This is a genomic window from Fretibacter rubidus (assembly GCF_041429785.1).
Lineage (GTDB): Bacteria > Pseudomonadota > Alphaproteobacteria > Caulobacterales > Maricaulaceae > Fretibacter > Fretibacter rubidus.
The window spans coordinates 3,223,851-3,237,211 of the sequence record NZ_CP163423.1; the positions used below are offsets into that span (position 1 = coordinate 3,223,851).

Sequence of the window (13,361 nt, forward strand, 5' to 3'; positions counted from 1 at the left end):
GATACTCTGGGATATGCATTTTCAATCTGCGACATATCCGTCTTGCGCGTCGTCCAGCGTCCATGCGCCTTATGACGGTATGTTGGCAGCGATTTGGCTGTGGTTTCGGCTTTTGTCGCTTGATGTTCTAAGTGGTGTCTTGGGCGGCGATTGTGGGCGGCGTTCTGATGCTGATGGCGCGGCTTATAAATGGCCTCTATTTTCAAAGAGCCGCGCGCGCAGCCGTTTGATTCACCACCACCCCAATAGCCCGCTGCCACCAGCGCGCAATCTTGCGCCTTTTTATGCCTTTGGCCCACGTGTCTCTCCGACCCAGTTTTTAGAACGGCGGTGCCGGCTGTCTGTGGATGGGCGCATTGGGGTTTACCGCATGGCCTATTGGTCGTCGCGGCTGGCGCGTGAAGCGCTCATGGCGATATTCTCGCGCGGGGATTTTCGCGCGCCTGATGGTTTGTGGGCGGCGCATATCCCGCCCGACTAGCGCGCTTTATTTTTAAAATTTCGATGATGCCCCACGCGAAACTACGGCTTTCGTGACCATAGACGCGTGGCTACTCTGCGCTATACCCGCACGCGGCGCAGTATGACCAACCCCCACAGCACAATCACAATCTCTAGACCCATTTCAAAATAGGTCAGCGGCGGGCCAGCTCCGTCAAGCGTTAGGCCCAAGACGCGGCCAACAAAAAACGCGGCCGTGACAAGCATGATGGCTTTCACCACAGGGACAAGATCAGACGCGTGGCGCAATGTCCATAATATTACAAGCCCCATCGCCGCCAAGGCCGTCCAGATCGCGCGAACCTCGTGAAGTCCCAACAGTGACGGTGTCCAGCCCATGATAAAGGCAATGGATGTCGGCACAAAAGCGCCGTAAAGGCCGTAAAGCAGATAGAAAATACCGTTCAGCCCAACAAAAAATTTCAATGCACCCATGACCTGCTCCCGTTTTAGCCCTATTTTCATCACCCTATCCGATATACACGCCTTACGAAAGGCTTTGCGTTCAAGAGGGTTTTCGCGCAGTTGCCTACTTGCATTAATATACCCGCTCTGTATAAGGCCGCTTCCCCACTGTTTGGGGACGTAGCGCGCTAGGCAAAAGGCATGCCTATCCGCTCGAAAGGCAGGGCAAACGGGCCTTCACCCGTGACCCCGTATCAAGGAGACCAAAATGCCAAAAATGAAGACGAAGTCAGGCGCGAAAAAGCGCTTCAAACTGACCGCATCTGGCAAGGTGAAAGCCGGCCAAGCGGGTAAACGCCACGGTATGATCAAACGCACGAACGACCAGATTCGTAAACTGCGCGGCACAACTGTGCTGAAAGATTGTGATGCAAAGCGCATCAAAAAATCATGGATGCCGAACGGCTAACGGGTAACCCCCTTTTTAAATCAGATTTGGAGTAGACTATGTCACGCGTAAAACGGGGCGTTACTAAACACGCCCGCCACAAAAAAATTATCGACGCAGCCAAGGGTTACCGCGGCCGCCGTAAAAACACATTCCGTATCGCCAATCAGGCGGTCGAAAAAGCGGGTCAATATGCTTATATTGGCCGTAAACTGAAAAAGCGTCAGTTTCGCGCCCTTTGGATTCAGCGTATTAACGCCGCTGTTCGCGAACACGGCATGACTTACGGTCGTTTCATGGACGGTATCAACAAAGCCGGCATCACCCTTGACCGCAAAGTTCTCGCCGATATGGCCGGGAATGAGCCAGAAGCGTTCAAAGCGATTGTTGAGACTGCGAAAAAACACGCCAGTCAGCCGCATACGGTAAAAGCGTAAATCCTTCGCCGTAATAGGCCGAGATTATAGAGTTCAAAATGCTCCCTTATGGGGGCATTTTTTACGCGCGGTTTGGACTAGTGCACAAATACCACAGCAGCGCGTTAAATTACACCGATGTCATAAATGTGACTTGTTGTGAGCCATGCTTCTGCGTAAGCGGAGGTTTTAAATTGCGTAACCTTTGCGCGTTTCACACAGAGTATCGTTCCTATGAAAACTTCCGTCCTTACTTTTGGCCTCTCAACGGCGATTGCGCTGTCTCTTGCCGCGCCAGCTTTCGCGCAATCATCTCCAGAATTTGACGAAATTATCGTCACCGCGACAAAGCGGTCTGAAAATATCCAAGACGTACCGGTGTCTATCACCGCGCTCCCTAAAGATACGCTCGATACTTTTGGCGGGGCTGGCGATGATATTCAGTATCTATCCGCGCGCGTGCCGAGCTTGATTATTGAAAGCTCTTTTGGTCGTATTTTCCCGCGCTCTTATATTCGCGGCTTGGGCAATACGGATTTTGATCTCAACGCCTCTCAACCTGTCTCGTTTATTTATGATGATGTCGTGTTTGAAAACCCCGTGCTAAAGGGGTTCCCAATCTTTGATACGGAACAGGTCGAAGTGCTACGCGGCCCGCAGGGCTCTCTCTTTGGCCGTAATACGCCGGCGGGCATCATTAAATTTGATAGCGTAAAACCGTCGCAAGAGGCGGACGCCTATTTGTCTGCTAGTTATGCGCGCCTTGGCACGCTGCAGCTAGAGGGCGCGATGGGCGGCGCGGTGACAGAGGATATTTCCTTCCGCCTATCCGGTTTGTTCCAACGCCGTGATGATTACATCGAAAACCAATTCCTCGGCGATATTGGGAATGCGGGTGGTTACAAAGAATTTGCTTGGCGTGCTCAGGGTCTTTATGCGCCGACCGAGGATTTCAGCTGGCTTGTGAATGTGCATGCGCGAAATCTGGACGGGGGCCAAACTAGCTTCCAAGCCAATGCTTTCACCACGGGCGAACAAGGCTTGCGTGACGGATTTGACCGCGAGATTAGCTTTTCTGATTCTGCCGCGCAAAGCGTGCTTGATTTAAATACATTTGGCGTGACATCCAAAGCAGAGCTTGATTTTGGCAATGTCACCGCGACTTATATTCTAGGGTACGAGACCGTTGACGTGTTCTCTCGCGGCGATGTTGACGGCGGTTTCGGCGCGGCGTTTTTGGGCGCGGGTAACTTCGGCCCTGGCTTTATTCCGTTTCCCGCGGAGTCTGCGGACGGTATTAATGATCACCGTCAAATCACCAATGAATTACGTCTATCAAATTCCAACCCTGGGCCGCTGAATTACACCGTGGGTATCTACAGTTTTGAAGAACATTTGGATATCGTATCGCTGAATTACGACACATTGGCGGCGGGCGCGGAAAACGGCCGTGCGTTCCAAACCCAAGATACTAGCGCCATTGCGGTCTTTGGTAACGTCTCTTATGACGTCACGGATCAGCTAACATTGGCGGGTGGCTTGCGTTATTCTGATGATGATAAAGACTTTACCGCCAACCGCGAAGTCGCGCCCTTTGTCGGCACAGCAGGTGCGCTTGGCCCGATTAATGTGTCCGTTGGCGACGGCCAGCTCAGCTGGGATGCCAGCGTGACTTACGCGGTCAATGACGATGTAAATGTCTATGCCCGTGCCGCGCGGGGTTTCCGCTCTCCGTCTATTCAGGGCCGTATCTTGTTTGGTGATGTTGTCACAACAGCTGAATCCGAGACATTAGATTCATATGAAGTTGGCGTGAAATCATTCCTTCTAGACCGCCGTCTTAAGGCCAATGTCACAGGTTATTTCTATGACATCAAAGACCAGCAGTTAACCGCCATTGGCGGGGCAGGTAATTTCAATCAATTGCTCAATGCCGACAAAGGCCGCGGTTACGGGTTTGAAGCGGATATGAGCGCGCTGGTCACAGACGCGCTGACCATTACGGCGGGGCTGTCATATAATAACACTGAAATTCGCGACGCGGATTTAACCTCTGGTATTTGCGGAGCGGCCTGTACAGTTCTTGACCCCATCGACCCTGTATCGGGCGGCGCGTTCATTGACGGCAATAGCTTCCCGAATGCGCCGGAATGGATTGGTAATTTCATTGTCGATTACAGACAGCCGCTAGGCGAGGGCGAATTTTTTGCCAGCACAGATTGGAACTACCGCTCTGACGCCAATATCTTCTTATACGAATCTGTTGAATTTAATTCAGACGGATGGTGGGAAGGCGGCGCGCGCGTCGGCTATAGCCAAGGCGCATGGACGGGCGCGGCTTTTGTTCGCAATATTACGGATGAAGTTGGCGCAGTCAGCGCGATTGATTTTAATAATCTATCGGGCATTGTGAATCCGCCGCGCGTTTATGGTGTGCAGCTAAAATGGCAAATGCAATAGGCTCTAACGGCTTATAAAAAACTCAAAAAGCGCTCTCAGATTTGAGGGCGCTTTTTAGTTTTGGCTTTGTTGTGGCAAGACGTTTTCAATATCAGCGAGCAGCAAGTCCAGCGATGTTTCGCGTCGTTGAATAGGATTAAATTGCGTGATGGGTTTTTGGCTGACGGGTATATAGCGCGGCTTTATATCCGCTAGCGCAACACTCATCGTGTCATGCCAGATTTGAGCCGGGATCGTCCCGCCTGTGACCCCGACCATGGGCGAAAAATCATCGGCCCCAACCCAAACGCCTGTGACGCGGTCTGGGACATAGCCGACAAACCAGGCATCACGAAAATCATTGGTCGTGCCTGTCTTGCCGCCAATATCGCGGCCTTTAATCTGCGCACCTTGCCCCGTGCCAGAAGTAACGGTGTTGACCATGACGTGATTAATATGACCCAGCGCGGTTGCGTTAATTACCTTGCGCGGCGCGGATTTCGGGCGCTCATAAAGTGGTGTTCCGTCAGCGGTTGAAATGGATAATATGCCGTGAACGTCGGCTGTATCCCCCGCATTGGCAAAGGGCAGATAGCTATGGGTCAATGCCAAAGGCGTGGTCACTTGCGCCCCAAGTGCCAGACTGCGGAGCGGTTTAAAACTGCCAGCCCTAAGGCGCTCGGCCGTATCGACGACGCGCTCACGTCCGACCTCCTCTGATAAGGAGACGGCTACAGTGTTCAGGCTCTGGCGAAAGGCATAATCCAGCGTGACGTCGCCTTTGTATTTTTTGGTGAAGTTTTGCGGTTCCCAATCCCCAATCACAATGGGGGCGTCGACACGGACATCCCACGGGGTTAGCCCTGCGTTAAAAGCTGTCAGATAGACAAAGGGCTTAAACGCGGACCCTGGTTGGCGCTCGGCTTGGGCGGCGCGGTTAAATTGGCTTTGACTGTACCGTGCACCGCCGACCATAATTTGAACGCCGCCTGTCCCGTCAAGGCTGACGACAGCGACCTCTGCTGCGTTTTTGCGCGGATCAAGATGGCGGGTGACGGCGTCACTGGCGGCCATTTGCGCGGCTTTGTCCAGTGTTGTGTGAACAATAATATCACGCGTGGGCGTGCCAATGGCCGCAATCATCTCTTCCCACATCCAATCGACAAAATAATTCTCGGACCCGTCCGTGGAGGGGCGAGAAATAGCAATCGGATCTGATAGCGCGCGGAGCTGCATTTGGCGGTCAATATAGCCCGCATCGGCCATGGCGCGGATGACGACCCCTGTGCGGGCGGCTGCGTCACTTGGGTTTTGCGCGGGATTATAACGCGACGGCGCTTTCAAAACCCCTGCCAGCAAAGCGGACTCAGACAGGGTTAGCTCGGAGGCCTCTTTGTCAAAATAGGTTTCACTGGCGGCTTCTAACCCCCAGGCTCCTCCGCCAAAATAGACGCGGGATAAATAGGTCTCTAGGACTTCGGTCTTGGTGAATTTATACTCGAGCCAAATGGCCAGCATCATTTCTTGGAGCTTACGGTTAAGCGTTTGCTCGGGCGTTAGAAAGACGTTTTTGATTAATTGTTGTGACAGGGTCGAGCCGCCTTGAACGACGCGCCCCGCTTTTAAATTCATATAGGCCGCCCGCATTAGGCCAATGGGGTCAACGCCTGTGTGGCTGTAAAAACGGCGGTCTTCCACGGCCATGACGGCTTTGGATAGATGGTCAGGCAGACGGTCCAGTTTTGCGGGGCGCATTTCGGCCGCCCCGCGTACCGCAAGGTCACGTCCGTAACGGTCTACGATTTGAACAGACACAGGGCGGTTTGGCGTATAAAATGTCTCGCCGCTTGGCATATCCTGTGACGCCATCGCGACAATGGACAATGCCGCCATACCGCCGAGATAGCCGCTGAGCACGCCAGCCGCGCAAAGAACCTTAACCGCTTTGAAGCGTCTTTTTTTGCGCAGGACTGGAGAGACTAACGGCATAGCACCAAACAGGGTTAATAGGTTTTAACCCTGTTTGTGCGCTATATTAATTAAGCAGCCGTGAATCTTGGCTGCTTTTGTCGCCAGTCTTTAGCCCGGTAGGGGCGACGCTGGCCCTGAAAGGCCCTCTGACACTTTTGCGCCTTGGCCACGGGGTTGGTCGGTCGTGTCACTCGCTGCGCAGAAGGACAATAATGTGCCCTCTGTGATACGTGTTTGACCGCCAGGTTGCAGAAACTCCAAACTGCCGTCTGCTTTTTTCAGCAAGATTATGTCGACCTCTTCACCGCGATTTTCATAGAAATCATCCATGGTGTAGTTTTCCGATATCTTGGTCGAACGGAAGCGCCAGCCCGACCACCAATCACGGGTAAGCGCGTCAAAGCTGCGTCCGCGTGATGATAGGGTCCGTCCACGGGAGGTAAAGGCAATGCCGTCGCCGTCCGCGTCATCTTTGTCTTGGCCCGCCACTTGGAACACACGGTGACGGCCAAGCTCTGGCGCAAATTCCACACAGACCAGTGCGTTATAGGCATCATTGGGTGTCGCCGTAATGATGTGGTTAAAGGCGCTGTGGTCCATGGTGTAATCAGCGTTCTCGGATAACACTTCGCCGTAAAAGGTCGATAGACCTTCTAGCCGTGCCCCGCGCAGACGCCGCCAATTAGTGTCTGCCATAGTCACGCGAACGTCCATATCTTTCAACGCTTTGGCCAGACCCAATGTCCACGGGTTCGCGCCGACAATCATGACGCCGTGACCGCCGCCTTCGCTTTGACCGAGCAGTTTTGCGACGGGCCCGATCGTAAAGCCTGCCGCGAGGACTGAGGCAAAAACGAGCGCAAAGGCGAGCGGTACAAATTCCGCACCTTCGGGACGACCCAAGGCCTGTAATTCGGCTGCAAATAGGCCTGCGACCGCGACGGCCACAACACCGCGCGGCTGTATCCAGCCGATAAGTAACGCTTCGCGCCATGTCAGCCCTGACCATAATGTCGAAAGCATAACCGCAATAGGGCGGATGAATATCATCATGACCAGAACGAAAGCCCCAACCCGCCAATTGGTAAACATATCGCGCAGGACCTCTGGCGTCAGGGTTGCTGTCAAAATGACAAAGACCCCAGAGACAAGGATAATCGCGATGTTTTCTTTAAAGCGCCGGAACTCGACCATAGACGCAAATTTCGTATTCGCCATCGTCATTCCCAGCGCTGTCACGGCCAGTAGTCCCGTTTCGTCCGCGAGCGCATTAGCAAGCGCGTAGATAAACAGAACCCAGGCCAGTACAATCGGGGCTTTGAGATATTCAGGAATAAGACCGCGGCGAAAGGCACTGGCCAGGCCTATGCCAGAAATAATCCCGATGACTGTGCCTAAAACGGCGGCAAAGATCAGCTTGCCAAAGACCAGCACCAGCGGGTCACCCGTTTGGGTCAAGCGGATAAATTCAAACCCACCGACGGCAAATAACGCGCCCAGCGGGTCGTTCACAATGCCTTCCCATTTTAAGACATTCGCGGGTTTTGATTTCAGATGCGCTTGTCGCAATAGCGGCATGATCACAGTGGGGCCCGTCACCACAAACAGACCACCGACCATAATGGCAATATCCAGCGGCAGCCCAACGATATAATGCGCGGCTGCGGCACCCGCGACCCATACGATTGGGGCGGCGATAAAGACCATGCGGTTCACCGCGCGCGTCGCGTCGCCCAAATCTTTGAACCGCAATGTCAGCCCGCCTTCAAACAATATTATCGCCACGGCCAGACCAATCATGGGACGGTAAACATCGCCGAAATCCTCGACAGGGTTCAGGCGTATTGTCTCTAGAAAGTTGCGTATGATGTCGGGCCAAAACTGTCCCGTTAACATCCAGCCAATCAGCGGGCCAAAGATAAGACCGGCAATAGCCATTAAAACAATTGCGGGGCGTTGTAGACGCCATGCGAGCCACTGCGCGCCAATCCCAAGCGCCCCAATCAGGGCAATTTTAATGGGAAGAACGCTAACGGCATGGTGGGCAAGATCGGCAGCCATAAATTTTCCTGATGATGTCTAAAAAGAATGAAGTGATTTGCGCCCACTTTGTTCCGAAATAAATGTAATCGCTAGCTACACGATTTTGGGGGGTGCGTCTTTGGGCTCTGTGCCGCTCATACGTTGGATGTCAAATCCAATGTCGGCTGTGCCGTAATCCCCGTCGTCATAACGCTCTACACGGCCTGTGAACCAATGCATGATATGATCGTATAATGTCTCGTAAACACTCACTAAGCCAGCTTTAGTTGTCGGCAGGTCAACAGCAATAGTATCGCCGTTTTCTAGGGATAAAAACATACGCTCGCCTTCTTTACGGGCCAAAAGCGTCAGGCGCATAAAGTCATTATCGGTTGATATTTTGACGGCCAGCCCAAAAGCAATAGGCTCCAGCGGCAGAAAGTTCGCACCAGAGACCGAAAAGGCAGCAGAGCCGTAATTTTGCGATGTAAACTCACCCTTTGGCGGGACAAGGAAAACGCATTGCTCTTTATTGTCCATCCATTCACAAAAGCCGTCCCGCAGCGTTTCAGCGATAGACCGAATTTGCGCGTAATTATCAAAGGCCCGCTGGCCATAGACCTGTGAGGCTTCGGTTAATTTTTGTAGATGCGATTTTGTCATGAACAGCCCTATATTGAAGGTCATAGCTATATCGGGTTTGGGCGCGCTATCAAACGAAAAAATGCGGTTTAGATGATGTGGCAACCGCCGTTTGGCCCGCTTATTTCTCCTGTTAGGCGTAATTGGCACGGCCCTTGCTTCGATGTCCCTATGAATTTGGAGGGTCTTAAGATGGCACATCGCGCAACAAAGCTAACACTGATTATGATGACGGGCCTGTCCTTATCGGCGTGCTCGACATTAAGCAATATTGGGCAATCGGTTTGGAACGGCACAACACAGCTTACCAATACGGCGACGCGGTCTGTTGCGGCCTTCTTTCGGCCTGCGCCCGTTCAAGACACAGGCGGGGCTTATGTATTTGCGGGCGATGACGCCACGCTTAACACGCCGCGCCTTGCGCAGCGCGTTGCCACACAGCCGTCCGCTTATAAAGACAATGTGGTGTTTAGCGCTGCGCAAAGCCGCGTCAACACAACACCGAAACTACGGGGCCGTTACCAAAGTTATAATAGCTATGAAAGTAAACCCCTCAAAACCCAAAGCACACCTTCAATGATACCCGCAATAACACCAGAGGCGGCCGCGCCAATGCAACCGTCCCAGACGGCACAAACGGGGGCCTTGTCTTATGTAAAAATCGGCGGCGGCTCACGCATGTCTGATTGGACGTCATGCGAAACGAAAGCGGGGGGGTATTTTAATATGACTGCCACGGGCTACACGGTAGAGCCCGCTTTTGATGCCTGTATGCGCGATTTGGGTTATCTGACCGAGGCCGAGGCGGATGCAAAGTTCGCGCAGCTAGAGGCCACGCAAACAAATCAGCGCAGCAACTTCGCTCCCTAATTTAAATTGCATCCATAATTCTTCTGGACTTTTATTTTTCTGGGCTCTGATTTCATTCAGGCTATGGATTAAAACGTCACGCCACCTTCAACAAAAACCGACGCGGCGCGTTCTGTATTGCGCGTTAAACTTGTCGTGCCGCTCAGTGTCGTGATGCCGGGTACGCGGCGCTCTACATATTGAACGCCTGTGCCAATGGTAAAGCGCTCGTTCATATCATAAACCAGCCCCAAAGTCGCTTGGTCAGAGGTGAGCCAGACATTATCATCTTTGGCATGACCATAAGACAGTGACGCGCCGAGACGCCCGGGTTTATACAAAACGCCCACGTCATAGGCGGTGTAATCCCCGTCCTCTAGGCCGTTATTGCTGTTCAGATATGACCCGCCCAGGCGCCAGCCTTTTAGGGCAAATTCAAGGCCTGCGCCAAAGTTTTGTAAATCATCAAACCCGACAAGGCCGCTCTTCTCAGACGCGCGCGCATAGCTCGCTGTGGCTTCAACAGACAGCCCGCTATCAAACTTACGGTCTAAGGACAGGCCAAGCTCGATGACGTCCTCTAGATCTGGACGAAGTGCGCCGCTCGCGTCTTTGCCGTTGCTGCGCACACAGTAATCAACCCCGCAAGCGCGTGCATTAGGCGCGTAACTCGCCCCAAACTGAACGCCAACTCCTATTTGATCACCTAATAGACGCGGGCTGACATAGGTAATTTTTTCTGCAAAGCCCGAGGCATCATTGACCGTCTTCACACTATCCAGTCCTGTGTAATCAACAGGGGAATTAGAGGCATTAACGGCAACCACCGTCGGCGCGCCGAGCGAGAATAGATAGGCCGCGCCGTCATCGCGTCCAACGGTAATGTCACCGTAAGACGAGCGCAGAAATAAATAAGCGCCTTCTAGGGCGACTTCAAAGTCTTTGGCGTCATCAAGACCCGCGCCGTAAAAACCTGATGTATGCCCGCGTAGGGCGGTGGGTGTTCCTGCAACTGTGGTGGTGCCGCATCCGGGGGTGCCCACAGGGCAGTCACCAATACGTCCACCAAAACCACGGCGATATTTATCATATTGCCCGCGTAGTTCTGCGCCGACACCATATTCTAATCCGCCTTGGGTAATGGCGCTGACCTCACCGCGCACGACGGCGTCACCGATAAAGTCTTCGCGAAAGCCGTCACCGCTTATATCGTCTTCATATGTTGCCGCTGCGCCAAGCTTTAAAAAGCCCGATAATGTCGTCGCTAAATTGCCAAGCCCTAGGCGGTCTTTCCAGCTTTGCTTAGGGGGGCGAGCCATTGGGGATTGAGAATAGGGTGGCTGGGATTGTGCCTGATAGCCTTGATTTTGGTAGCCCTGATTTTGATAGTTTTGATTTTGGGGGGCGTATTGCCCGAAATTTTGACCTTGAGAGCTTTGTCCTGCGGCCTGCCCAGAACTATATTGCGTTTGGCGATATTGGGTCTGGTCATAGGCTTTGACCCGACCAGGATAATGATGTCCGCTATCTGGTTTGGGTGCAGATGGCTGATATGTGCCGTAAGTTTGCGGGGCCGTTGACTGTGTGCTGTGGTTCGGCGCGCTATAGTTGGGCGCGCTGTAATGAGGCGCATTGTGGCTGGGCGTGCCAAAGGATGACCCAGACGTCTGTGTCGTTGCGCCAGACAGTGTTGGGGGAGACACTGTTGGGGCAGACACTGTTGGGGCGCTGCTTTGATAGCGCGGGGGAACCGCGACGCGAGATGTCGGTACAGCCGGGGCCTGGTAGTTTGGGGCCTGATACGTCGGGGCTTGATATTGCGGAGCCTGATAATTTTGCGTTGGGGCAGCGGGGGCAGGGGCGGGCGCTGGGGCTTGCGTTTCCCAGGCTTGCTTTTTCTTCTTATTGGCAAAGGGTGAGCCTGACTGTGCGCTTGCCGCAATAGCGGTAATCGCCATCACGCCAACAGTAGCGAGCATGAGCGTAGAGAATGCGGGACGAGAGGATGTGTTCACGGGGCCAGCCTTTAAAATACGCTCGGGTTAAAAATGCCAATAGCGCTTCAAATCAGTCAATTTCGCGTTAACCTTTCCCTCACTCTCCCTAAAAAATGGTTAACAAAGCTTAAAACCCCCCATAAAACTGTATATTTTTAGCCGTAAACGAGTTGCATCAAGGGCTGGAGTTGCGAAAATATGCTGTTATAAGCGTGCAAAGATTGATTTGCGCAATATGTGCAACATACGGAGCCTGTCCCTCATGAGAAATGACATCACAACATTTGTAAGCCCCCTTTCGACCGTTAAAAGAGCAGGCCGCGTTGCCACACTCTTGGGTGTTGCCATTTTGGGCGCGTCAGTTGTCACAGGCTGTTCATCCTTTGGCGGGAAGAAAAACGAGCGCGCTGCGGCGCAAATGGCGTCGCCTAACATTGGTGTGAACTCGTTCTTGTGGCGGGCCAGCATGGAAACACTGAACTTTATGCCCATCAATAGCGCGGATCCCTTTGGCGGCGTTATAACAACAGATTGGTTTGCCAATCCCGAAGCCCCTGATGAGCGGTTCAAGGCCAATATCTATATCCTCGATAGCAACCTTCGCGCCGATGCGTTGAAAGCCTCCATTTTCAAACAGGTGCGTGCAGGGGATAGCTGGACAGATGCCTCTGTTGATGCCGACACAGGCCGTCAGATTGAAAATGCGATTTTGACACGGGCCCGTCAGCTTTATATCGCAACAGTAGACGCGCAGTAGTCACGACCTACGGCTAAACCCAACAGATTTGACCGCGGCCGTCTTGATAGATTGAGAAAATCGCGAAACTCTGCTATGCGCCTGCTATGGGCGAAGGCAATGATCAAACATTACCGTATAATGCGGTAGAGCCGCACATCCTTGCGATTGATGATTGTGAGGATAAAGACGCGTTGTGGGATTTGTTTTGCGGTGTCATGCAAGATGACTACGGCGCAGAATTAATAAGCTATCACCATATACCCTCACCCCTTGCGCCTGACCGTCTCGGCCTGAAAGTCATGGCGGTGGGACATGACCCCGCGTGGGTAAATATGTACCGCGAGCGTGAATTATTTCGTATTGATCCGATTGCTCAAGCTGCCAATCACATGTTGCTGCCGTTTTATTGGTCAAGCATTGAAGACCGTATAAAATTAACGCAAGAGCAAAAAGATTTTTTGGTGTTATTGCGGCAATGGCTTAAAGGGGACGGCTTGGCTATTCCCGCTTTTGGACCGTCGGGGCGCAATGGCTATTTCGGCATTGGCTGCCGTGAGGCAGTCCCGGATTGGTCGCGCCCAGACGCCGCGCGGATTTATTGGGCCGCGCAAGCGTTTCATACGCGTTATTGTATTTTGCATATGGCGGGGCTGGATATGGATTTCACGCTGACATCGCGCCAAACACAAATTTTACAGCATCTTGCGCGCGGTCTTGATACCCAGACAATTGCTGTGCTTTTGGGCTCTCAAACTGATACGGTTGATAACACAATACGCCGCATTTTGAAAAAGATGGGTGTGACGGATACAGGGTCCGCGATATTACGCGCGGTGAGTTGCGGCCTCATAGAGCCGTAAAGCGCAACCCCGCCTGTTCAAAATTAAACGGGCCCTATGCACGCCGCGCAATTGACCGCCCGTCGTAATTGC

The 13,361-nt window shown here is 52.9% G+C and carries 12 protein-coding genes; 7 read left to right on the top strand and 5 right to left on the bottom strand.

Annotation, left to right across the window (positions count from 1 at the left end; genetic code table 11):
- Positions 1-13: 13 nt before the first annotated feature.
- Positions 14-481 carry a hypothetical protein gene (locus tag AB6B37_RS14890; protein WP_371396638.1) on the top strand — a complete coding sequence of 156 codons (468 nt, stop codon included), beginning with the start codon at positions 14-16 and terminating at the stop codon, positions 479-481.
- 80 nt (positions 482-561) lie between these two features.
- Here AB6B37_RS14890 and AB6B37_RS14895 read toward each other — a convergent pair whose 3' ends face one another.
- The gene (locus AB6B37_RS14895; RefSeq protein ID WP_371396639.1) at positions 562-936 is read right to left on the bottom strand and encodes a DUF4345 family protein; all 375 of its coding nucleotides are present in this window, start codon (positions 934-936) and stop codon (positions 562-564) included.
- A gap of 238 nt (positions 937-1,174) precedes the next feature.
- Here AB6B37_RS14895 and rpmI point away from each other — a divergent pair, with 238 nt between their 5' ends.
- From rpmI to AB6B37_RS14910, 3 genes are all read left to right on the top strand, one after another.
- Positions 1,175-1,375 (top strand): 50S ribosomal protein L35, encoded by a 201-nt coding sequence (gene rpmI / locus AB6B37_RS14900; RefSeq protein ID WP_371396640.1) that lies wholly within the window; start codon positions 1,175-1,177, stop codon positions 1,373-1,375.
- A gap of 38 nt (positions 1,376-1,413) precedes the next feature.
- A complete protein-coding gene (gene rplT, locus AB6B37_RS14905; RefSeq protein ID WP_371396641.1) occupies positions 1,414-1,791 on the top strand; it encodes a 50S ribosomal protein L20 in 378 nt (125 codons plus the stop codon).
- Positions 1,792-2,004: 213 nt separating this feature from the next.
- Positions 2,005-4,230: a TonB-dependent receptor gene (locus AB6B37_RS14910; RefSeq protein WP_371396642.1), complete on the top strand. Its 2,226-nt coding sequence runs from the start codon at positions 2,005-2,007 to the stop codon at positions 4,228-4,230.
- Positions 4,231-4,284: 54 nt separating this feature from the next.
- Here the strand turns inward: AB6B37_RS14910 and AB6B37_RS14915 are convergent, their stop codons facing one another.
- The 3 genes from AB6B37_RS14915 to AB6B37_RS14925 form a co-directional block, all read right to left on the bottom strand.
- The gene (locus AB6B37_RS14915; protein ID WP_371396643.1) at positions 4,285-6,198 is read right to left on the bottom strand and encodes a transglycosylase domain-containing protein; all 1,914 of its coding nucleotides are present in this window, start codon (positions 6,196-6,198) and stop codon (positions 4,285-4,287) included.
- Positions 6,199-6,288: 90 nt separating this feature from the next.
- Positions 6,289-8,241: a cation:proton antiporter gene (locus tag AB6B37_RS14920; protein ID WP_371396644.1), complete on the bottom strand. Its 1,953-nt coding sequence runs from the start codon at positions 8,239-8,241 to the stop codon at positions 6,289-6,291.
- Between the two features lie 75 nt (positions 8,242-8,316).
- Positions 8,317-8,865 (bottom strand): hypothetical protein, encoded by a 549-nt coding sequence (locus AB6B37_RS14925; protein WP_371396645.1) that lies wholly within the window; start codon positions 8,863-8,865, stop codon positions 8,317-8,319.
- Between the two features lie 171 nt (positions 8,866-9,036).
- On the opposite strand from AB6B37_RS14925, the gene AB6B37_RS14930 reads away from it, so the two are divergent.
- Positions 9,037-9,714 (top strand): hypothetical protein, encoded by a 678-nt coding sequence (locus AB6B37_RS14930; protein ID WP_371396646.1) that lies wholly within the window; start codon positions 9,037-9,039, stop codon positions 9,712-9,714.
- Between the two features lie 68 nt (positions 9,715-9,782).
- On the opposite strand, the gene AB6B37_RS14935 is transcribed toward AB6B37_RS14930, so the two are convergent.
- Positions 9,783-11,708: a hypothetical protein gene (locus tag AB6B37_RS14935; protein ID WP_371396647.1), complete on the bottom strand. Its 1,926-nt coding sequence runs from the start codon at positions 11,706-11,708 to the stop codon at positions 9,783-9,785.
- Positions 11,709-11,952: 244 nt separating this feature from the next.
- Here AB6B37_RS14935 and AB6B37_RS14940 point away from each other — a divergent pair, with 244 nt between their 5' ends.
- The gene (locus AB6B37_RS14940) at positions 11,953-12,447 is read left to right on the top strand and encodes a DUF3576 domain-containing protein (protein WP_371396648.1); all 495 of its coding nucleotides are present in this window, start codon (positions 11,953-11,955) and stop codon (positions 12,445-12,447) included.
- Between the two features lie 86 nt (positions 12,448-12,533).
- Complete coding sequence (locus tag AB6B37_RS14945; protein WP_371396649.1) at positions 12,534-13,289, top strand: autoinducer binding domain-containing protein; 756 nt, start codon at positions 12,534-12,536, stop codon at positions 13,287-13,289.
- Positions 13,290-13,361: the final 72 nt, after the last annotated feature.

Excerpts from the sequence above, each read along its gene's own strand:
- AB6B37_RS14890 (WP_371396638.1), top strand. The coding sequence starts at position 14 with ATGCATTTTCAATCTGCGACATATCCGTCTTGCGCGTCGTCCAGCGTC.
- AB6B37_RS14895 (WP_371396639.1), bottom strand. The coding sequence starts at position 936 with ATGGGTGCATTGAAATTTTTTGTTGGGCTGAACGGTATTTTCTATCTG.
- rpmI (WP_371396640.1), top strand. The coding sequence starts at position 1,175 with ATGCCAAAAATGAAGACGAAGTCAGGCGCGAAAAAGCGCTTCAAACTG.
- rplT (WP_371396641.1), top strand. The coding sequence starts at position 1,414 with ATGTCACGCGTAAAACGGGGCGTTACTAAACACGCCCGCCACAAAAAA.
- AB6B37_RS14910 (WP_371396642.1), top strand. The coding sequence starts at position 2,005 with ATGAAAACTTCCGTCCTTACTTTTGGCCTCTCAACGGCGATTGCGCTG.
- AB6B37_RS14915 (WP_371396643.1), bottom strand. The coding sequence starts at position 6,198 with ATGCCGTTAGTCTCTCCAGTCCTGCGCAAAAAAAGACGCTTCAAAGCG.
- AB6B37_RS14920 (WP_371396644.1), bottom strand. The coding sequence starts at position 8,241 with ATGGCTGCCGATCTTGCCCACCATGCCGTTAGCGTTCTTCCCATTAAA.
- AB6B37_RS14925 (WP_371396645.1), bottom strand. The coding sequence starts at position 8,865 with ATGACAAAATCGCATCTACAAAAATTAACCGAAGCCTCACAGGTCTAT.
- AB6B37_RS14930 (WP_371396646.1), top strand. The coding sequence starts at position 9,037 with ATGGCACATCGCGCAACAAAGCTAACACTGATTATGATGACGGGCCTG.
- AB6B37_RS14940 (WP_371396648.1), top strand. The coding sequence starts at position 11,953 with ATGAGAAATGACATCACAACATTTGTAAGCCCCCTTTCGACCGTTAAA.
- AB6B37_RS14945 (WP_371396649.1), top strand. The coding sequence starts at position 12,534 with ATGGGCGAAGGCAATGATCAAACATTACCGTATAATGCGGTAGAGCCG.